General features: G+C 39.9%; 21 protein-coding genes. 20 read left to right on the forward strand and 1 reads right to left on the reverse strand.

The window, feature by feature from the left end; genetic code table 11:
* From lhaT to PQ511_RS12765, 3 genes are all read left to right on the forward strand, one after another.
* Positions 1-594: a lipoprotein heptaprenylglyceryl N-acetyltransferase LhaT gene (gene lhaT, locus PQ511_RS12755; RefSeq protein ID WP_420541702.1), complete on the forward strand. Its 594-nt coding sequence runs from the start codon at positions 1-3 to the stop codon at positions 592-594.
* A gap of 62 nt (positions 595-656) precedes the next feature.
* Positions 657-1,418 (forward strand): sporulation protein YpjB, encoded by a 762-nt coding sequence (locus PQ511_RS12760; protein WP_273852279.1) that lies wholly within the window; start codon positions 657-659, stop codon positions 1,416-1,418.
* A 113-nt stretch (positions 1,419-1,531) separates the two neighbouring features.
* Entirely contained in the window at positions 1,532-2,209 is a 678-nt protein-coding gene (locus PQ511_RS12765) for a zinc metallopeptidase (protein ID WP_273852280.1), read from the forward strand.
* 80 nt (positions 2,210-2,289) lie between these two features.
* Here PQ511_RS12765 and PQ511_RS12770 read toward each other — a convergent pair whose 3' ends face one another.
* Positions 2,290-3,162, reverse strand: coding sequence for a YitT family protein (locus PQ511_RS12770; RefSeq protein WP_273852281.1), 873 nt, complete (start codon positions 3,160-3,162; stop codon positions 2,290-2,292).
* Positions 3,163-3,361: 199 nt separating this feature from the next.
* Here PQ511_RS12770 and PQ511_RS12775 point away from each other — a divergent pair, with 199 nt between their 5' ends.
* The 17 genes from PQ511_RS12775 to PQ511_RS12855 all read left to right on the forward strand — a co-directional run bounded on the left by PQ511_RS12775 (position 3,362) and on the right by PQ511_RS12855 (position 19,653).
* On the forward strand, positions 3,362-3,679 hold the full coding sequence (locus PQ511_RS12775) for a nucleotide pyrophosphohydrolase (RefSeq protein WP_420541703.1): 318 nt from the start codon (positions 3,362-3,364) through the stop codon (positions 3,677-3,679).
* On the forward strand, positions 3,679-4,479 hold the full coding sequence (dapB, locus tag PQ511_RS12780; protein ID WP_273852344.1) for a 4-hydroxy-tetrahydrodipicolinate reductase: 801 nt from the start codon (positions 3,679-3,681) through the stop codon (positions 4,477-4,479). The genes PQ511_RS12775 and dapB overlap by 1 nt, the downstream gene beginning before the upstream one ends.
* An 11-nt stretch (positions 4,480-4,490) precedes the next feature.
* Positions 4,491-4,901, forward strand: coding sequence for a methylglyoxal synthase (gene mgsA, locus PQ511_RS12785; RefSeq protein ID WP_273852283.1), 411 nt, complete (start codon positions 4,491-4,493; stop codon positions 4,899-4,901).
* A complete protein-coding gene (gene bshB1, locus PQ511_RS12790; RefSeq protein ID WP_273852284.1) occupies positions 4,882-5,595 on the forward strand; it encodes a bacillithiol biosynthesis deacetylase BshB1 in 714 nt (237 codons plus the stop codon). The genes mgsA and bshB1 overlap by 20 nt, the downstream gene beginning before the upstream one ends.
* Positions 5,592-6,728 carry an N-acetyl-alpha-D-glucosaminyl L-malate synthase BshA gene (gene bshA, locus PQ511_RS12795; RefSeq protein ID WP_273852285.1) on the forward strand — a complete coding sequence of 379 codons (1,137 nt, stop codon included), beginning with the start codon at positions 5,592-5,594 and terminating at the stop codon, positions 6,726-6,728. Before bshB1 ends, bshA begins: the two co-directional genes overlap by 4 nt.
* Positions 6,725-7,912 carry a CCA tRNA nucleotidyltransferase gene (locus PQ511_RS12800; protein WP_273852286.1) on the forward strand — a complete coding sequence of 396 codons (1,188 nt, stop codon included), beginning with the start codon at positions 6,725-6,727 and terminating at the stop codon, positions 7,910-7,912. The genes bshA and PQ511_RS12800 overlap by 4 nt, the downstream gene beginning before the upstream one ends.
* Complete coding sequence (locus PQ511_RS12805; RefSeq protein ID WP_273852287.1) at positions 7,897-8,874, forward strand: biotin--[acetyl-CoA-carboxylase] ligase; 978 nt, start codon at positions 7,897-7,899, stop codon at positions 8,872-8,874. Before PQ511_RS12800 ends, PQ511_RS12805 begins: the two co-directional genes overlap by 16 nt.
* Positions 8,875-9,144: 270 nt before the next feature.
* Positions 9,145-9,984 carry a 3-methyl-2-oxobutanoate hydroxymethyltransferase gene (panB, locus tag PQ511_RS12810; protein WP_273852289.1) on the forward strand — a complete coding sequence of 280 codons (840 nt, stop codon included), beginning with the start codon at positions 9,145-9,147 and terminating at the stop codon, positions 9,982-9,984.
* Complete coding sequence (gene panC / locus PQ511_RS12815; RefSeq protein WP_273852290.1) at positions 9,981-10,844, forward strand: pantoate--beta-alanine ligase; 864 nt, start codon at positions 9,981-9,983, stop codon at positions 10,842-10,844. Before panB ends, panC begins: the two co-directional genes overlap by 4 nt.
* Before the next feature lie 3 nt (positions 10,845-10,847).
* Positions 10,848-11,231, forward strand: coding sequence for an aspartate 1-decarboxylase (gene panD / locus PQ511_RS12820; protein ID WP_224594182.1), 384 nt, complete (start codon positions 10,848-10,850; stop codon positions 11,229-11,231).
* Positions 11,232-11,469: 238 nt separating this feature from the next.
* Positions 11,470-14,265: an ATP-dependent DNA helicase DinG gene (gene dinG, locus PQ511_RS12825; RefSeq protein ID WP_273852291.1), complete on the forward strand. Its 2,796-nt coding sequence runs from the start codon at positions 11,470-11,472 to the stop codon at positions 14,263-14,265.
* Positions 14,266-14,308: 43 nt separating this feature from the next.
* Positions 14,309-15,133, forward strand: a complete 825-nt coding sequence (locus PQ511_RS12830) for a ComEC/Rec2 family competence protein (protein ID WP_273852292.1) — start codon at positions 14,309-14,311, stop codon at positions 15,131-15,133.
* Positions 15,134-15,420: 287 nt separating this feature from the next.
* Positions 15,421-15,591 carry a YpmA family protein gene (locus tag PQ511_RS12835; RefSeq protein WP_273852293.1) on the forward strand — a complete coding sequence of 57 codons (171 nt, stop codon included), beginning with the start codon at positions 15,421-15,423 and terminating at the stop codon, positions 15,589-15,591.
* A 12-nt stretch (positions 15,592-15,603) separates the two neighbouring features.
* A complete protein-coding gene (locus tag PQ511_RS12840) occupies positions 15,604-16,101 on the forward strand; it encodes a cell wall elongation regulator TseB-like domain-containing protein (RefSeq protein ID WP_273852294.1) in 498 nt (165 codons plus the stop codon).
* A 22-nt stretch (positions 16,102-16,123) separates the two neighbouring features.
* On the forward strand, positions 16,124-17,308 hold the full coding sequence (locus PQ511_RS12845) for a pyridoxal phosphate-dependent aminotransferase (RefSeq protein ID WP_273852295.1): 1,185 nt from the start codon (positions 16,124-16,126) through the stop codon (positions 17,306-17,308).
* 138 nt (positions 17,309-17,446) lie between these two features.
* The gene (asnS, locus tag PQ511_RS12850) at positions 17,447-18,739 is read left to right on the forward strand and encodes an asparagine--tRNA ligase (RefSeq protein WP_273852296.1); all 1,293 of its coding nucleotides are present in this window, start codon (positions 17,447-17,449) and stop codon (positions 18,737-18,739) included.
* 197 nt (positions 18,740-18,936) lie between these two features.
* A complete protein-coding gene (locus PQ511_RS12855) occupies positions 18,937-19,653 on the forward strand; it encodes a DnaD domain-containing protein (RefSeq protein WP_273852297.1) in 717 nt (238 codons plus the stop codon).
* Positions 19,654-19,726: the final 73 nt, after the last annotated feature.

The raw sequence follows: 19,726 nt of genomic DNA on the forward strand, positions 1-19,726 counted from the left end.
ATTTCTCAATTCTTTTATTTACTAAAATCAAAACCATTTCTCGTATTATTGTTGCTCATAAATGTACCGGGGACAATATATGGATATTATTGGTATGGATGGCAACTTGCTGATACAAAGCCGATCTTTCTGCTATTTGTACCAGATAGTCCAACGGCAAGTCTTTTCTTTTGTGTTATATTAGTTGCATTTCTATTTGGGAAAAATTGGCCTCTTATGGAGGCGCTAGCTGCCGTTACGTTATTTAAATATGGCATCTGGGCAGTGGTCATGAATGCTCTTGTCATGGTTGAAACTGGACAACTATCCGGTGTGGCGATTATGCTCATCCTCTCGCATTTAGGGATGGCCATTGAAGGCTTGTTATTCACTCCTTTTTATAAAATAAAGCCATGGCATTTAGTGTTAGTTGCGGTTTGGACATTACACAATGATGTGATTGATTATGTGTTTGGTCAAATGCCACGCTATTCGATCCTAAGCGAGTACACATCACTAATCGGATATTTTACATTCTGGCTATCGCTAATTTCTTTATCGCTAGTGTATTTCTTAGCCGTACGAAAAGGAAGCTTTAAGCTCTCAATTCAATAAGGTGGATGGTCTACTCTTGTCCATTTCTTCATACATTGAAGTAGGAAGAAGGAGGGACAGGAATGGGTAGACGATGGCTCCTTTTAGTGTTGCTTTTTACGTTCCCGGTAAATGTACATGCTTCACAAGTCGATACGAAACAAGTCTGGAATGATATAGCCGCAAATGTCCTGGAATTTGGTAAGGAGGAGCAGTTTGATCGATCAAAAATGATGTTAGAAAAGTTTACGAAGGTATTTCCTGGTGATCAGTCAAGTAAGTTATCAAATACCGAACTTAGAGTGATTCTGAACACACATGATCGTGCGCTGAAAGCTGTGACTTCAATGGATGAAGCAAATGACCAGCGAATCCAAGCGTTAACAGAATTTCGATTAGCGGTTGATGCACTAGTTACTGAAAAACAGCCGATTTGGCATCAAACAGATGATCAGATACTTCCTCTAATTAAGGAAATGGCCACTGCAATTGAACATGGTGACGTAGATATTTATAACGCCAGTAAAGACCGTTTTTTAGGGAGTTATAGCGTCATTCGACCAGCGCTAGCCATTGATCTATCACCAGAAACCCAGCAGCGACTGGATTCTCATATTGCATTTATCGAAAGCTATGCATCAGAACAAAATTCGGAATTAACCGGGCAGCTTCAAACGATGTATGATGATTTTGATAAAGCTTATCACCCATCTCATTCTGAAGAATCTTCTCTTTTATGGTTAATTATTTCGATTGGTGGAACGATTATTTTGACATTGCTTTATGTGATTTATCGAAAATATAAAGGGGAAAAAGAGTCATTGAGGAAGAAACAGGTTGAGTAAATTTGAAGATCTTGTGAACCTGAAACAGTGTAATTGACTTTCCGCATGAATTTGACTAAAATTGACGTTAATAACAGTTCTAATGCAATTACACATGTGATGGAGGAATGAAAATGGCTGGTTTTTTAATATACTTTGCGCTTTTGTTAATCATTCCACTTTGGGCTCAGGGCCGAGTGAAAAGTGCTTATAAAAAATATTCAAAAGTTCCCAACTCTTCTGGGATGACTGGTGCTCAAGTAGCTAGAAAAATACTTGATGAAAACGGTTTGTATTCAGTTGGGGTAGAAGAGGTACGAGGTCACCTTTCCGATCATTATGATCCTCGCTCTAAAACCGTAAGACTATCATCAGGTAATTTTCATGGGAATTCCGTAGCTGGAGCAGCTATCGCAGCTCACGAAGTAGGTCATGCGATTCAGGATGAACAAGATTATGCACCGCTTAAATTCCGTCATACGCTTGTTCCGGTTGCGAACCTTGGTTCAAACTTTAGCTATTTTATCATTCTAGCAGGTATCCTTATGGCTTCTGCAAACTTCATCCTGCTTGGCATCATTTTTATGAGTGCCGCTGTCTTATTCCAATTAGTAACGCTCCCGGTAGAATTTAATGCATCGAATAGAGCCATGGAGCAAGTTGTTTCAACTGGTGTCATTCGAAATGATGAAGAAAGAGAAACGAAAAAAGTACTAAACGCAGCAGCGTTAACATATGTAGCAGCAGCCGTTGTTGCATTATTAGAATTAATGCGCTTTGTGTTTATCTTTATTGGAATGAACGAAGATTAATTAAAAATCTCGCCAGCTGGCGAGATTTTTTGTTTTATTCGCTTTTCATTTAAAGAGGGGATCATGGACGAGATGGTAGATTAATGATGTTCAATTGGATTTTTATTTTCATCGAGCGTAAACCCTTCACCTAGAACATCGTGTACATCATTTACGGCTACGAATGCATGTGGATCGACCTGTTTAATAATGTTCTTTAACCGAACGATTTCATTCCGTGCAACGACGCAATAAAGCACCTCTTTTTGTAATCCGGAAAAACTTCCTTTTCCGTTTAATACCGTCGCACCTCTGTCCATTTGGTTCATAATTGTATCGGCTATTTCTTTATTGTTTTCACTTATAATCATTGCGGCTTTAGCTGCGTATGCGCCTTGCTGTATAAAGTCGATTACTCTTGCCGCTACAAAAACGGCTAACAGCGTATACATGGCTTCTTTGTAATTTAAATATACAAGAGACAGAGCAATCACACAAAAGTCAAAGACAAACATCGTTCTGCCCATACTCCATCCAACGTATTTTGATCCGAGTCTTGCGATTATATCTACGCCACCTGTAGTCCCTCCATATCTGAAAATAATACCGAGACCAACCCCAACAAAAACCCCAGCAAATAAGGCCGCAAGTGTTAAATCATCTTTTAGTGGAATTGAAATTGCTGAATAATGCTGGAAAATCCATAGAAATAAAGATAAGGAAACGGTTCCAATAATCGTATAAATAAATGCTTTTCGACCGAGCAACTTCCATCCAATTAGAAATAAGGGAATGTTAAGGACAAGATTTGAAATGGCTGGGTCTATCTTAAAAAGAAAGTAAAGTAGCAACGTAATGCCAGTGAAACCACCTTCAGCCAAATTGTTCTCCATATTAAAATGTACAAGTCCAAAAGCAAATATCGCAGAGCCTAATAGGATATAAAAAACGTTCTTTATCCGTATACCTTCCATCTAACACACTCCTCATTAGTCAACCAACAGACTTCATTATAATCAACTCGTGAGCATGTAGCAATTTCATTTTGATAAACATGATTTAGGTTTATGAGAAAAATTCAAGTGAAACATTTGTCAAATGTACTTCTTTTAGCTAACATAAGAACTGATATGAAAGGTGGAATAGTCAGTGGCGAAACGAACAATCGATGACATGCAAAAAGAGGTAGATCAATACATAAGTCAATTTAAAGAGGGTTATTTCAGCCCACTCGCCATGCTTGCTAGAATGACAGAAGAACTTGGTGAGCTTGCTCGCGAAATCAATCATTATCATGGAGAAAAACCCAAAAAGAATAGCGAAGAAGAACGAACAATTGAAGATGAGATGGGTGATCTTCTATTTGTGCTTACTTGTTTTGCAAATTCGTTAGACGTTGATCTTGACGAAGCGTTTGGGAAGGTGATGGTCAAATTCCAAACTCGAGACAAGGATCGCTGGACAAAGATTGAAAAGGAGAGTGGCGAATGATGGAAAATGTAAAAATTGTTATCGCAGGACCACGAGGAAATATGGGGAGGGAAGCAGTGAAACTTGTTGATCGGACAGCGCATTTCAAGTTAATGGCTGCGGTAGATCGAAAGGATTCGGGAGAAACGGTGGCAGATATTAGCGGACTTCCATCACTAGATGCACCAATCTATACAGATCTTGATCAATGTTTGTCTGAGGTTGAGTGCGACGTGTTGATTGATTTAACCACTCCTGAGTACGGAAAAAAACACATGGAAATTGCATTCCAACACGGTGTTCGCCCTGTAGTTGGAACAACTGGTTTTTCAAATGAAGATGTCGAAGAATTATCTAAAACGGCTGATGAAAAAGGACTTGGTGCAATTATTGCCCCAAACTTTGCAATCGGCGCAGTGCTGATGATGAAATTCGCAACAATGGCGGCAAAATATTTCTCAGATGTAGAAATTATTGAACAACATCATGACCGGAAACTAGATGCCCCCTCTGGAACAGCTGTAAAAACTGCAAAAATGATTTCAGAAGTACGAGATGAAAAGAAGCAAGGTCATGAAGACGAGCGTGAGGATCTTGCGGGCGCTCGCGGTGCAGATTATGAAGGCATGCGTATTCATAGCGTTCGTTTGCCAGGTCTCGTGGCTCACCAAGAAGTTCTGTTTGGAGGAGAAGGACAAACTTTAAAAATTCGTCATGATTCAATGAACCGAGCTTCTTTTATGCCTGGTGTGCAGCTTGCTGTGGAAACCGTCTTGAAAATTGATCAGCTTGTTTACGGCCTTGAAAATATAATGGAGTAGGGGATGTTCTGATGAAAATCGCTTTAATCGCGCACGATAAGAAAAAAGACGACCTTGTTCGTTTTACACTTGCATATAAAATGATTTTAGATCCACATAGTCTTTATGCGACTGGTACAACTGGAAAGCGAATCATTGATGAAACAGGCTTAAACGTGCACCGTTATCAATCTGGTCCACTTGGCGGAGACCAACAAATTGGCGCCATGATTGCAGAAAATGATATGGATGCAGTGATTTTCTTTCGAGATCCCTTAACAGCACAACCACATGAGCCAGATATTACAGCGCTTATCCGGCTATGTGATGTATATGATATCCCGCTCGCAACGAATATGGGCAGTGCGGAAATACTTGTCCATGCGCTTGCAAGGGGAGAATTGGATTGGAGAGAAATTGTACATGGAAGAAACAACACTTGATATTCTCGCTTTTGGAGCCCATGCAGATGATGTTGAAATTGGAATGGGCGGCACATTAAAGAAAATGGCCGAGGAAGGCAAGAAGACGGGGATTTGTGATTTAACAGAAGCTGAACTGTCATCAAATGGTACCGTTTTTAAAAGACATCATGAAGCAAGGCACGCTGGTGAAATTTTGTCTGTAACGACGCGGTTAAACATGAAATTTCCTGATCGTGGCTTGACTCTATCAGACGATAAAATTTCAGCACTAGTTAAAATCATACGCACGAAAAAACCTCAGGTAGTTTTTGTACCATATGCAGAAGATCGGCATCCTGATCACGGCCATGCGGCTCAATTAGTCGAAGAAGCCGTTTTTTCAGCTGGAATTCGTAAGTATCAACCGAATTTAGGAGAGACACATAAAGTTACGCAAATTTACTATTATTTCATTAATGGATTTCATCGACCTCAATTTACAATTAATATTACGAATCAAATTGAGGCAAAGAAACAAGCGCTAGAAGCCTATGAAAGTCAATTTATTCTTAGCAGTGATAGTGTTGCGACTCCTTTAACAAATGGTTACGTTAATAAGGTAATTTACCGTGAATATTTATACGGTAAAGAATCAGGAGTAGGCTATGCAGAAGGTTTTATTGCAAAGAATTTACTGTGTTTGGAAGAATTTCCTTTAGGAGAAAGAATATGAAACTAAAAATCGGTATTACGTGTTACCCCACTGTGGGAGGTTCTGGCGTTATCGCTACAGAGCTTGGAAAAATGTTAGCAGAAAAGGGGCACGAAGTTCATTTTATAACGAGTAGTGTTCCGTTTCGGCTTGATACGTTTCATCCCAATATTTATTTTCATGAAGTGGAAGTAAATCAATATGCTGTTTTCCGCTACCCCCCTTATGATTTAACCCTAGCGAGTAAAATGGCAGAAGTGATTCAACGTGAAAACCTTGATTTACTTCATGTGCACTACGCCGTACCACACGCTGTCTGTGCATTTCTTGCGAAAGAAATGGTTGGAGGAGATGTGAAAATCGTTACAACTCTTCACGGGACGGACATTACAGTGCTTGGGTATGACCCGTCACTAACTCAGTTAATTCGGTTTGGAATTGAAAAGTCAGACCGCGTCACAGCGGTCTCAAATGATCTAGTTGATCAAACACATCGGTTGCTTGAAACAGATAAACCGATTGATACAGTATATAACTTTGTAGATGAACGAATTTATTATCCAAAAGCACCGACGGACTTGAAAAAAAGTTATGGCATATCCGATCATGAAAAGGTAATTGTTCATATTTCGAATTTTAGAGCTGTGAAACGTGTACCTGACGTGATTAAGGTGTTCCACCGCATACAAGAAAAAATGCCAGCGAAGCTTTTGCTTATTGGTGATGGTCCTGAAATTCAAGTTGCATGTCGACTCGTCAACGATTTAGGATTAAAGGATAAAGTGAAGTTTCTTGGCAAGCAAGAAAATGTAGCTGAAATTCTTTCAATCTGTGATCTAAAATTACTATTATCTGAAAAAGAAAGTTTTGGTTTAGTCGCACTTGAAGCAATGGCTTGTGGGGTACCTGCGATCGGAACGAACATAGGAGGAATTCCTGAGGTTATTGAACATGATGTGAACGGATTTATTGCAGAAGTAGGTAAAATTGAAGACATTTCAGATTATGCTGTACAGCTGCTATCCGATGATGAACTGCATAATCGTATGAGCTCTGCTGCAGTAGAGGCTGTTCAAACAAGATTTGGTTCTAAGCAAATTCTAGAACAATATGAAGAAATTTATTATAAAACGCTTGAAGGAGCCCTTACTTGATTAACTTGACAGGGAAAACTTATGAATCTTGTGTCGAAGTGTTGCAAAAGCTGACAAACGCCGGGCATGAAGCTTATATTGTGGGTGGAGCGGTTAGAGATGCGATGCTCGGTTTCCCTGTATCAGATTTTGACATTGCTTCATCAGCTAAACCTGAAGAAATTATGAGTTTGTTTGATAAAGTTATTCCAACAGGGATCGATCATGGTACCGTTACTGTGATGCATCATTCGTTTTCATATGAGATAACGACATATAGGACTGATTCTTCTTATGCGGATTTTAGGCATCCAGACGCAGTCTCATATCTAAGTTCAATTGAAGAAGATCTTGCTAGACGTGACTTCACCATGAACAGCATGGCGCTTTCATTAGATGGAACGCTAATCGACCTTTATGGTGGTCAAGAAGATATTAAGAATGGTCTTATACGTACTGTGGGAAATCCACTAGAGCGATTCCAAGAAGATGCGCTCCGAATGATAAGAGCTGTTCGGTTTCAAAGTACGCTTAGTTTTGCGCTGGACAAACATACGCATTGTGCACTAAAAAAACAAGCTGATCTACTCCAATACGTTGCAGTGGAAAGGATTCAAGCGGAATTCAGCAAATTGTTGGCTGGTAAAGGCGTGCAACAAGCGCTTGTTACTCTAATTCAGGCGAATGTTCATCACATTTTACCAGGTATTCAGCAGATCGAAAAATCGCTTGATGAGGTGCCATTCTTAGTGAATTTAACAACAGAAGCAGAGCGGTGGGCCTGGTTAGCATCCACTACTGAAGAACCGAAGCGGTTTCTAAAGAAATGGCGATTGTCAAATCGGTTTGTTAAAGAAGTCGATTACCTTGTAGAAAATGCAAGAAGTGCGCAAACTAGAGGGTGGAATAAGGCAACTGTTTATACAGCTCTTCCGGAAGCGGAGGCATGTGAAAGGCTTCTATCGGTATTTGAAAAGCGCCTTCCAAAAATTAAGAAAGTGGAGCAGATTATGTCAGAACTTCCTATAACGTCTGCAACGATGCTTACTGTGACCGGAGAAGACCTCGTGCAATGGAGAGGGATTTCCCCTGGCCCTTGGGTTGGTGAGGCTCTTAGAGAAATTGAGCTTGCCGTAATTAATGAAGAAATTAAAAATGAGAAATCCAGCATTAGAAGGTGGCTTAAACAGTGGCAGACTCAATAAGGCAGCGCCTGCTGCAAATGCTTGAAGAACATGCGGAAACCTACGTTTCAGGTCAAATGATTAGTGAAACGCTCAATGTTTCGCGAACGGCGATATGGAAACACGTTTCAGAACTTCGTAAAAATGGCTATGAAGTAGAAGCGGTTCAAAAGAAAGGATATCGTATTGTTTCAAGACCGGATATGTTAAGTAAAGAAGAAATTGCTCTCAAACTAACAACTGATTTTTTAGGAAAAACCATTTATACGTATCCTACTGTCGAATCAACTCAGTTTATTGCCCACGACTTAGCTCATCGTGGTACGCCTGAAGGCACAATTATTGTGGCTGACGAACAAACCGCAGGTAAGGGAAGACTTGGACGTTCCTGGCACTCTCCTAGCGGTAGTGGAATTTGGACAAGTATTATCCTGCGGCCAAAACTTCCACCTCAGAGAGCACCTCAATTCACGCTAATTGCGGCAGTTAGTGTGGTCCATGCGATTCGTAAACAAACGGGACTTGAAGCTGAAATCAAGTGGCCGAATGATATATTAATTGATGGAAAAAAAGTAGTCGGCATTTTAACGGAGCTCCAGGCTGAAGCAGATCAAATTAAATCGATCATTATTGGTATGGGCATTAACGTAAATGCGAGTCAAGAAGATTTTCCTGAAGATTTAACAACGGCAACTTCGCTAAAAATTGAGGCAGGTAGGGAAATCACTCGATCAGCTCTTCTGGCTGCCATATTAAATGAATTAGAAACGCTCTATGAAGAATATTTGAACAATGGATTTCGAATGATCAAGCTACTATGGGAAAGCTATGCTGTTAGTCTTGGTCGAAAAATAAAGGCGCGAACAATAAATGGTGTGATTGAGGGGCTTGCGAAAGGGATTACAGAAGAAGGTGTACTTCTTTTAGAAGATGAAAGCGGAAAGATGCATTATATTTATTCTGCGGATATTGAAATCTGTTAACGAATGTGTCACATTTTCTGCTATACTAACAGATGTAAGGGCGGTATCAGATTAGAGCCGCACCATTTACTTAGAAATCAAACTGATATTCTGCCTTGATCCTTATGGACTGGGACAGAGGGATTAAACCGATAAAGTAACCTCCTTACATGGAGTGTTGCGGCAAGTCTATGCTTGCATAGACTGATGGGATACCCCTGTCTGCTGCAATTCCATGTTTGGAGGTTTTTTGTGCGGTGAGCTATTCCTCTAAACAAAGGAGGAAATATGATGAAAACAACCAGTGACTTTAAGAAGATGAAAGAAAAGCGGGAGCCAATTGCCATGCTAACGGCCTATGATTTTCCTTCAGCAAAACTAGCAGAAAATGCTGGGGTGGATCTTTTGTTAGTAGGTGATTCGGTAGGAATGGTCGCCCTTGGATACGATTCAACCGTTCCTGTTACGATGGATGATATGGTCCTTCATACGAAAGCAGTAAAACGTGGTGCATCTCAGACATTTATTGTAACAGACCTTCCTTTCCTTACCTACCATGGCAATGTTAATGAGACGTTGACTCATGCAGGAAGACTCATGCAGGAAGCGGGAGCACATGCCGTTAAGCTTGAAGGTGGTGGTGAAGTCATTTCACAAATTCAAAAGTTAACGTCTGCTGGCGTGCCAGTGATGGGCCATCTCGGTCTAACACCACAATCAGTTGGTGTATTAGGTGGGTATAAAGTACAGGCAAAGGAATCTGAAAGTGCTGCTTTACTTGTTAAAGAAGCAAAAGCCATTGAAGAAGCAGGAGCTTTTTCCCTGGTCCTCGAGTGCGTGCCGCAGCAGCTTACGGAAATGGTGACGAGAGAACTTTCTATTCCAGTCATTGGTATTGGAGCGGGTGTTCAAGCAGATGGACAAGTACTCGTTTATCACGATGTGATTGGATATGGCACAGGTCATGTACCTAAGTTTGTGAAGCAATATAGCCATGTTTCAGAGATGATTTCAACGGCAGTGAGTGAATATGTTTCCGAGGTGAAAGGACGTCAGTTCCCAGAGCAAAAGCACTCATTTAATATGAAAGCAGAGCAGCTATCAGGAATGTATGGGGGGACAAGAGCATGAAAATCGTGACGACGATTAAAGAAATGCAAACTTATTCAAAACAAACGTTAAAATCGGGTAAAACGATTGGGTTTGTACCTACAATGGGTTATCTTCATGAAGGCCATATGAGTCTTGTAGAGGAAGCGGTGAAGCGAAATGATTGCGTTATCATGAGCATTTTTGTGAATCCCCTTCAATTTGGTCCCGATGAAGATTTTGATCGCTACCCAAGAGATTTAAAGCACGATGAAGAACTTGCGAAACAAGCAGGGGTTGACGTTCTATTTTATCCAAATGTCGAAGAAATGTATCCAAAAGAACGCACAACAAAATTAACCGTGCAGGCACGTGTGGATACACTGTGCGGGGAATCACGGCCGGGTCACTTTGATGGAGTTGCAACTGTTGTCATGAAATTACTGCAAATTGTTCTCCCAGATCGTGCTTATTTCGGCATGAAAGATGCACAGCAAGTAGCTGTAATAAAAGGTCTGGTGGAGGATTTTAATGTTCCTGTTGAGATCGTAGCCTGCCCAATAATTCGTGAGGAAGATGGCCTTGCGAAAAGCTCACGCAATGTGTATTTAACCCCAACTGAACGAAAAGAGGCCATTCAACTGTCAAGAAGTCTTGATGAGGCAACGAAGGCAATTGAGCTTGGAGAAACAAATCCAGCAACAATTAAAGACCTTATCTTGTCATTATTAAGCCAGACGTCTGGAATCGTGGATTATGTTGAAGTTCTTTCATATCCCGACCTCGAAACGATTGAAGTTATGAAAGGAAATATCATTATAGCAGTAGCCGTTCAATTTTCTGCTGCTCGACTGATTGACAATAAAGTTACAACAAGTCATGAAATAGCGATAGGAGTGTAAACGATGTTTGTTACAATGATGAAGGGCAAGATCCACCGAGCACGTGTAACGGAAGCGAATTTAAACTATGTCGGGAGCATTACAATTGACGAGGACATTATTGATTCTGTTGGCATGCTTCCGAATGAAAAAGTTCAAATTGTGAATAATAATAATGGAGCAAGACTTGAAACCTACATTATTCCTGGGGAAAGAGGATCGGGGGTTGTTTGCTTAAATGGAGCAGCTGCACGGCTTGTTCAAGAAGGAGATATTGTCATTATTGTCGCATACGCTATGATGAGTGAAGAAGAAGCACAACAATTTACGCCACGGGTAGCCATTATGAATGAAAAGAATGAAATCGTCGACATGATTGGGCTAGAGCCTGAAGCCACAATTTTATAAGCAAAAGCTCTGGACCTGGTCCAGAGCTTTTTTTGAAGAGAATCAAATGCGATCGTCTGATAGCTTCTCATTGATCTCTGACACATAACGTTCAAAGTCAAAGGGCGGTCGAAGATTTAGGAAGTTTATGAGTGAATCTCATTCAATGGAATAAGAAATTATTTTCCGTTCAAGTGAAAAAATGATAAAGTAATGAAGGTGACCGCTTAAAGGGTTGAAGCAACTGAGGTGAAAACGTATGAATCGATATACCATTATAGATTTTGAAACAACGGGAAATTCCCCAAAAAATGGGGATCGGATTATCCAGATAGGACTAGCAGTAGTGGAAGACGGAATGATTATTGATCGGTATGCAACATTTGTTAACCCTGAAAAATCACTTCCACTCTTTATTCAACAATTGACGGGAATTTCTGATGATGATTTAGAGGATGCACCCTTATTTGAAGAAGTTGCTCCTGAACTTCTGAGAAGACTAGACGGGGCTTATTTTGTTGCCCATAATGTACGATTTGACTTAAACTTTATGAATGCACAGCTTGACGCGAGTGGATATGATCCGTTTATAGGGCCAACAATTGACACGGTGGAGCTTGCGAGAATTTTATTGCCAACCGCTGAAGCATATAAGTTATCTTCGTTAGCGGAATATTTGGAAATCCAGCATGTTAACCCTCATCAAGCAGATAGCGACGCTGAAGTAACAGCTGAACTTTTGCTATTTCTTTTTGATAAACTGTATGGATTACCACTCGTGACATTAGAACAGTTGGAAGGACTTTCTACTCGACTGTATAGCGATCTGGAAATGGTCTTGAATGAAATGATACAAGACAAAAAGAAAAGAATTGAACCAGAAGGCAATTTTGAAGTCTTTCGAGATATCGCTCTTAAGTTACAAGAACAAGTTAGTGAGGTCGAGACCCCTCACCAATCGATTCAATTTGATACGGCACAGAAGCAGTTTGAAGAACAAATGGCTGAAACCATTCCCAACTTTGAAGTCCGTGCAGGACAAAGCGATATGATGAAGCAAGTGGCTCATGCATTTGAAACGAATCAACATATTTTAATCGAAGCAGGCACCGGAATAGGGAAATCTCTAGGCTACTTAATGCCTGGAGTCGTTCATGCGAAAAATTCGGGTAAGCCAGTTGTCGTTAGTACGCACACGATTCAATTACAAGAACAGCTCTTACAACGCGATCTCCCTTTTCTACGCGATATCTTGCCGTTTCCTTTTAACGCTACAATCATAAAAGGGAGAAGTCATTATCTTGACTTAACTCGCTTTGAACAGCAGCTACTTAACGTCGAAGAGGACAATTACGATACAATTTTAACGAAGGCACAGATCCTCATTTGGCTGCTTGAAACAGATTACGGTGACGTAGAAGAATTAAACCTTTCTAGTGGAGGCAAAATTTTTTGGCATCAGGTGAAAAGTGATGCTACCGTTTCTGCTAACCATCGTTCACCCTGGTTTTCGCGTGACTTTTATCATCGAAGAAAGCGATTTGCAATGAATGCAGATTTAATTATTACAAATCACGCTTTGTTATTCAGTGATTTAATAAATGAGCATCAATTATTACCTGCTTATCAGCAGGCTGTGATTGATGAAGCTCATCATCTTGAAGATATCGCTACAGAGTTTTTTGGCATTAAAACAGATTATTTTTCTATCTTACAAGGGTTTGTGCGTATGGGATTAAAAGATGGCGATGGCATTTATGGGAAAGTACTTAGCATCCTGAAAAGCCTTGAAGTGGAAGTCGAAGATTCAAAGCATGAAATTGATGCTTATGTGAAAACAATCCTTGGAGATGTGGATGAACTCTTCCGTATGCTCCATCGTTATGTACAAAAAAATATTCACAGGTCAAATGAAGTGGGACGACTAAGCTATCGGATTACAAATGAGGGTAGTCGAGCTTGGGAAGCCATTCAGGAAGCAGCCCATCGATTGGTATTCTACTTGAAAGATCTAGATAAATCATTGAAGAAACTAGAGAAAGAACTTGATCTAAAAGAAGATGAGTTAACGCGTGAACAAATAAACACGACCGCTGATTTTAAAGGAATTCATGCTTCTGTGCTAGAGGAACTATCCAAAGTGGACTATCTCCTTCTTAGCGAAAGTGAAAACGATGTAAAGTGGGTAGAAATTGATCCTAAAGGTTCATTGAATTCGGCGTTTTTGTTTAGTAGGCCAGTGGAGGTAGGCTCTCTGCTTTCAAGCGATTATTTTGGAAAGAAAAAAAGCATATTGCTAACATCCGCTACACTTACCGTTAAAAATTCGTTTGATTATATGATGAAACGACTTGGCTTAGAAGAATTTGGCCCCCTTATCTATCAGTATCATTCTCCATTTGATTATAGCGAGCAAGCAAGACTGATGATACCGACAGATTTACCGATGATCAAGGATGTATCAGATCTTCAGTTTGTTGAGCATATTACTGATGCCATTCTACAAATAGCTCGCGTCACGCGTGGAAGAATGCTTGTCTTGTTTACGTCTTATGACATGCTAAAAAAAGCGCATCATCGGATGAAGGAATTAATCGTTCATGATGAATTGACATTAATTAGTCAAGGTGTTGATAGTGGTAGCCGGGTGAGATTAACAAAGAATTTTAAAGAAAGTGAAGACGCGATTCTATTTGGTACAAGTAGTTTCTGGGAAGGGGTCGATATTCCAGGAGAAGATTTAAGCTGCCTTATTATTGTCCGTCTTCCATTTTCACCGCCTGATAACCCCGTGTTTCAAGCAAGATCGGAACAATTAAAAAGCGTAGGTGGAAACCCATTTATGGAGCTTTCGCTACCTGAAGCGATCATACGTTTTAAACAGGGGTTTGGCCGGCTTGTCCGTTCTCAACGTGATCGTGGAGCCGTTTTTGTCTTCGATCGCAGGATTATCTCAACAAGATATGGAAGGTTATTTATAAAATCTTTACCTGATGTTCCCCTAATCAAGGGGACAACTGAAGAATTGGTTAATGAACTAGATCTCTGGTTATAATGAACGGCTTCATCACAAACTACTTCTACGAGGAGGGATTGTGATGAAGAGATTATTTACGCTACTCATAAGCACTTTTTTTCTGATGGGAGCTGCGACGAGTGTGGAAGCCTCGATTCAATCAGTGGATTTTCATTTAAGAAATCATGAAGTAGCTGTAACATTTCTTGATCTTTCAATTGGAGAGGCCATTCTAATTCAATCAAAAGACCAGGGAGCTGTCCTAATCAATACAGGAAGCTCTCGTTCAGAAAAAGAGCTCATCGATCGACTACAAATGTTTAAAGTTAAAGAACTAAGAAAAGTGTGGTTAACCAATGCAGATGAAGCGTACGCCGGAAATTTTTCCAATTTACTTCATTATTTTGAGGTAGAAGAAGTTGTTTTATCAGAAGGGGTAGAAAAGGCATTTCTTCCCTCCATCCCATCCCATCTACAAAAAACACATCTTCATGAAAATCAACAGCTAGAGTTGATGGAAGAGGTCAAAGTGGAAATTCTGAACATCTCTAAGGCAGGCTCTGCTACTTTTATGCTATCCTTAGGAAGTCAGGATTTATTAATGATGGGAGAAACCAATCTTGATCTTGAAGAGAAAATTGCTTCTTCGGGTAAAGCAGTTGAGGTTTTAAAAGTAGCTAATTTTGGTGCTGGAAATGGTAGTTCGACCGAATTTCTTAGTGCAATTGATCCACAGATGGCCGTTATCTTTCGGCATAACAATATTGATGTCAGTGAATCTGTTCTTGAACGATTGAATGAGAGCTGGACGGATGTCTATTATCCATATCGAATTGGAAGCGTGTCACTTCGAATTCAGAATGACCGGTACGACGTCATTACGATTCCGACAAAAGAAACAAGATAAAAATTTCCTTACTGAATAAGTTGCAAAAAAACGAAACTTATTTAAAAATAGGAAGAGAAAATGCTTTAGGAAAAATTTTAGGACGAAAGCAACATGAAAATTGCCTGCGCATTGCGCAGGCACTGTTGGAAGTGGAGCAGATTTCGTGCACCGTCTGTCTGTGACGGTACTTATAGTTTGTCTCACCTTGTGCCATCTATAAGTAGTAAATTTATCCCGGAGCGAACACATCACACCACATAGGCGAATTTAACCGTCAACACATAGAGCATAGGGAGATGACAGGAATGGAAAACAATATTGAAGTTTTATCTACCGTAAAAGTAAGTAAATCACTTGATATTTACAAAATTGTTGATTCGTTAAACCGTACTTTAAAAGAAAAAGATCTCATGTTTGGACTCGCACTTGATGAAGAAGATCAAGATCAAATGATTTTCACGATCTATCGTACATAATAGGGTGATTGTATGCGACTGATAGGAATTATTGCCAGTATTATCGTAGCCGTGTTGATTTGGCAAGGAATCTCTTTTTATCATGCCATTACAGATCATCCCGAGCAGTTAGAGGAGAAAGCGATCGCTAGAGCTGAATCTGAAGCAGTAGTGAAAAATGTAGATAAAGCGATTCAATACCACGGTACAAGTCATGCTTATGTTGTCTTACAAGGTACAGATAAAAATGGAGACGAGGTGTATGTTTTTGTACCAAATAAAGATCAACCTCTCGTTTCGAAGAAAGTGGAGGAAGGCGTTAGTGCAGAAATTGTAAAACAGAAACTAGCAGATGATTTTTCTCCAAAAGAAATTATTGCGATTAAACCAGGAATTGAAGTGAATCAAGAAAAGAAACAAGTTCTTGTATGGGAGGCGACATTTATCGATACCGACGACCGGTATACGTTCGCCTATTATTATTTTAGTAATGGAGATTACTGGCGCTCACGCTCGATCAAGCAAAGTTAATGCAATTAAGGGAGGAAGAGAAATGAAATTATCAAATCGTGTAGCAGCTCTGACACCATCTGCCACGTTAGAAATTACTGCAAAAGCAAAAGCGCTAAAAGCTGAAGGACATGATGTGATCGCACTTGGTGCAGGAGAACCTGACTTTAATACCCCTTCACATATCCTTGATGCTGCAAAAAAAGCGATGGATGAAGGATTAACAAAGTATACACCTTCTGGTGGCATTCTCCCTTTAAAGGAAAGCATCATTGCTAAGTTCCAAGAAGATCAAAACATTACTTATAAAACGGATGAAATCATCGTTTGCACTGGCGCAAAGCATGCACTATATACGCTATTTCAGGTCATTCTTGATGAAGGCGACGAAGTAATTATTCCGACACCTTATTGGGTAAGTTATCCTGAACAAGTAAAATTAGCTGGTGGGAATCCTGTCTATGTGGAAGGCAAGGAGGAGCAAGAATTTAAAATTACTGTTGCACAATTAGAGAAGGCTGTAACGCCTCAAACAAAAGCGGTCATTATTAATTCTCCTTCAAATCCAACTGGCTCCATCTATTCACCAGATGAATTAAAAGAGATCGGTACTTTTTGTTTAAAGCATGATATTCTAATTGTTTCTGATGAAATTTATGAAAAGCTTGTATATGATGGGGCAAAACATACTTCCATTGCGGAACTTTCATCAGAATTGAAAGAGCAAACGATCATTATAAATGGCGTATCGAAATCGCATTCAATGACCGGTTGGAGAATTGGCTATGCTGCAGGTAGAAAAGAAATCATTAAAGCGATGACGAATTTAGCCAGTCATTCGACTTCAAATCCTACATCTATTTCACAATATGCTGCTTTAGCCGCTTATGAAGGATCACAAGAGCCTGTGAATGAAATGAAAGCAGCATTTGAAGAACGGTTAAATACTGTCTATGAAAAGCTTAAGATGATCCCAGGGTTTACATGTGTCAAACCTCAAGGGGCTTTCTATCTGTTTCCTAATGCAAAAGAAGCAGCAGAGAAAACAGGGTACGCATCTGTTGATGGGTTTGTAAAAGGACTACTTGAAGAAGAAAAAGTAGCGTTAGTTCCTGGATCTGGTTTCGGCTCGCCTGAGAACGTAAGGCTTTCATATGCAACTTCACTTGATGTCATTCTTGAAGCCATTGATCGCATCGAACGTTTCGTGAAAAACAAACGTGCTTAAGCGAGTTGTTCATTGAACAAATAATTAGTATAATAAGAATCGAGTAATCACCATTGAAATAAATGGATGGCGCAATTTTCGTTTTTTTTAAATGAAAATGTGCGCCAATTTTTTCTAATCAGTTGGAGGTAATAAGCAGTGAAAACAACGATTTCAAATGTAAATAAACAGGTAGAACAAACTGTTACAATTGGTGCCTGGTTACATAATAAGCGTTCTAGTGGAAAAATACAGTTTCTTCAGCTTCGCGATGGTACTGGCTTTATTCAAGGCGTTATGGTTAAGAAAGAAGTTTCTGAGGAAGCCTGGGAAACAGCTAAAAACCTTACACAGGAATCTTCTGTATGGGTGACGGGCGTTGTCCGTGAAGATGACCGTTCACAATCTGGATATGAATTAACTGTAACAAATGTGGAGTTAATTCACGAAGCGGTAGATTATCCGATTACACCAAAAGAGCATGGTACTGAATTTTTAATGGATAACCGCCATCTATGGATCCGTTCAAGACGCCAGAATGCTATTTTACGTATCCGAAACGAAATCATTCGCGCAACATATCAGTTCTTTAACGAAAATGATTTCGTGAAAATTGACCCTCCGATCTTAACCGGAAGTTCGGCAGAGGGCACAACAGATCTTTTCCATACGAAATACTTTGAAGAAGATGCTTACCTTTCTCAAAGTGGTCAGCTCTATATGGAAGCAGCTGCAATGGCATTTGGTCGCGTTTTTTCCTTTGGTCCAACGTTCCGTGCCGAAAAATCCAAAACGCGTCGTCACTTAATTGAGTTTTGGATGATTGAACCTGAAATGGCGTTCATGAATCATGATGAAAGTCTTGAAGTTCAGGAACAATACGTGAGTTTTCTAGTCAAGTCTGTTCTAGATAATTGCGAGCTTGAGCTAAAAACGTTAGAGCGCGATGTTTCAAAACTTGAAGCCATTCAAGCACCTTTCCCTCGCATTTCTTATGACGATGCCATTACATTGTTAAAAGACAAAGGGTTTACTGACATTGAATGGGGAGAAGACTTTGGAGCTCCGCATGAAACAGCTATTGCAGAAAGCTTTGAGAAACCGGTCTTTATTACAAATTACCCGAAAGACATTAAAGCATTTTATATGAAGCCAGATCCAGATCGTGAAGAAGTTGTTTTATGTGCTGACTTAATTGCACCAGAAGGCTATGGTGAAATTATCGGAGGTAGCCAACGTATTGATGATCTCTCTCTTATGGAAAAGCGCTACGAAGAACATGGCTTAACGGACGATGCTTATAAATGGTATCTTGAACTACGTCGTTATGGCTCAGTTCCTCATTCAGGATTTGGTCTTGGATTGGAACGAACAGTTGCCTGGCTTTCAGGTGTGGAACACGTTCGAGAAACGATTCCGTTCCCACGCCTTTTAAATCGTCTATATCCGTGATAAACTAACTAAGCTGACGCTTCTTTCTTTATGAGAGAAGCGTCTTTATATGAAAAATGCCGTAGTTAGAAGCATTTCATGTGCTAAAAGTGAAATGTATGTAGGATAGAAGAAAAAACGATGCACTGCATAGGTATTTTTTTCTACTCCCATCACAAAATGCCGGCATGCTATAATGAAAGGTAGAGGTGGATGGGATGAAGAAGGAACAAATCATTCAAATGATGAACGAAGGACATGTCTCCATACCGAGATTGTTATTAAACCACTATGCCCAAATTGGTTTAAAAGAAGAAGAAGCGTTCTTTTTAATTAAATTACACAGCTTTATTGATCAAGGAAATTCGTTTCCTACACCAGAAGAACTCGCTTCAGCAATGACGTACTCCCCTCAAGCGTGTTTAGATAAAATACAACAGCTCATGCAAAAAGGTGTTTTAACGATCGATGAACACAAAAATGACGCAAAAAATTATTATTCAGAAGCCTATTCGCTTCTCCCGTTATGGGAAAGAATTTTTAAAGCGATCGAGCAGGTAGAAGCAGAAAAGTCTGCAGTGAAAAACATGGAAAACGAAGAAAGTCTCTATACGTTGTTCGAACGTGAATTTGCAAGGCCACTTTCCCCTATAGAATGTGAGACGCTTGCGATGTGGATTGACGCTGATAAGCATGATTCAGAGCTTATTAAAGCTGCCTTAAAGGAAGCTGTTCTTGCTGGTAAGTTAAACTTTCGCTACATTGACCGTATTCTGTTTGAATGGAAACGCAATGGCATTAAGACGGTTGAACAAGCAAGAGCCTATGGCGAAAAGTTTCGGAAGCATCAGTATGATAAAAAAACACCTGCTAAAACAGAAACCCAAAATGAGTCAGGTCAGAATACGCCAATCTACAATTGGCTTGGACGATAGAAGATTAGCAAAAAGCGGAAGCTCAACTTCCGCTTTTTGTGTATGAAGAAACTCCTGAAATAGCTAACTTAAG

The organism is Guptibacillus spartinae (assembly GCF_028610625.1).
Taxonomy (GTDB): Bacteria; Bacillota; Bacilli; order Bacillales; family Guptibacillaceae; genus Guptibacillus; species Guptibacillus spartinae.

Excerpts from the sequence above, each read along its gene's own strand:
- PQ511_RS12760 (WP_273852279.1), top strand. The coding sequence starts at position 657 with ATGGGTAGACGATGGCTCCTTTTAGTGTTGCTTTTTACGTTCCCGGTA.
- PQ511_RS12765 (WP_273852280.1), top strand. The coding sequence starts at position 1,532 with ATGGCTGGTTTTTTAATATACTTTGCGCTTTTGTTAATCATTCCACTT.
- PQ511_RS12770 (WP_273852281.1), bottom strand. The coding sequence starts at position 3,162 with ATGGAAGGTATACGGATAAAGAACGTTTTTTATATCCTATTAGGCTCT.
- PQ511_RS12775 (WP_420541703.1), top strand. The coding sequence starts at position 3,362 with ATGCAAAAAGAGGTAGATCAATACATAAGTCAATTTAAAGAGGGTTAT.
- dapB (WP_273852344.1), top strand. The coding sequence starts at position 3,679 with ATGGAAAATGTAAAAATTGTTATCGCAGGACCACGAGGAAATATGGGG.
- mgsA (WP_273852283.1), top strand. The coding sequence starts at position 4,491 with ATGAAAATCGCTTTAATCGCGCACGATAAGAAAAAAGACGACCTTGTT.
- bshB1 (WP_273852284.1), top strand. The coding sequence starts at position 4,882 with ATGGAAGAAACAACACTTGATATTCTCGCTTTTGGAGCCCATGCAGAT.
- bshA (WP_273852285.1), top strand. The coding sequence starts at position 5,592 with ATGAAACTAAAAATCGGTATTACGTGTTACCCCACTGTGGGAGGTTCT.
- panB (WP_273852289.1), top strand. The coding sequence starts at position 9,145 with ATGAAAACAACCAGTGACTTTAAGAAGATGAAAGAAAAGCGGGAGCCA.
- panC (WP_273852290.1), top strand. The coding sequence starts at position 9,981 with ATGAAAATCGTGACGACGATTAAAGAAATGCAAACTTATTCAAAACAA.
- panD (WP_224594182.1), top strand. The coding sequence starts at position 10,848 with ATGTTTGTTACAATGATGAAGGGCAAGATCCACCGAGCACGTGTAACG.
- dinG (WP_273852291.1), top strand. The coding sequence starts at position 11,470 with ATGAATCGATATACCATTATAGATTTTGAAACAACGGGAAATTCCCCA.
- PQ511_RS12830 (WP_273852292.1), top strand. The coding sequence starts at position 14,309 with ATGAAGAGATTATTTACGCTACTCATAAGCACTTTTTTTCTGATGGGA.
- PQ511_RS12835 (WP_273852293.1), top strand. The coding sequence starts at position 15,421 with ATGGAAAACAATATTGAAGTTTTATCTACCGTAAAAGTAAGTAAATCA.
- PQ511_RS12840 (WP_273852294.1), top strand. The coding sequence starts at position 15,604 with ATGCGACTGATAGGAATTATTGCCAGTATTATCGTAGCCGTGTTGATT.
- PQ511_RS12845 (WP_273852295.1), top strand. The coding sequence starts at position 16,124 with ATGAAATTATCAAATCGTGTAGCAGCTCTGACACCATCTGCCACGTTA.
- PQ511_RS12855 (WP_273852297.1), top strand. The coding sequence starts at position 18,937 with ATGAAGAAGGAACAAATCATTCAAATGATGAACGAAGGACATGTCTCC.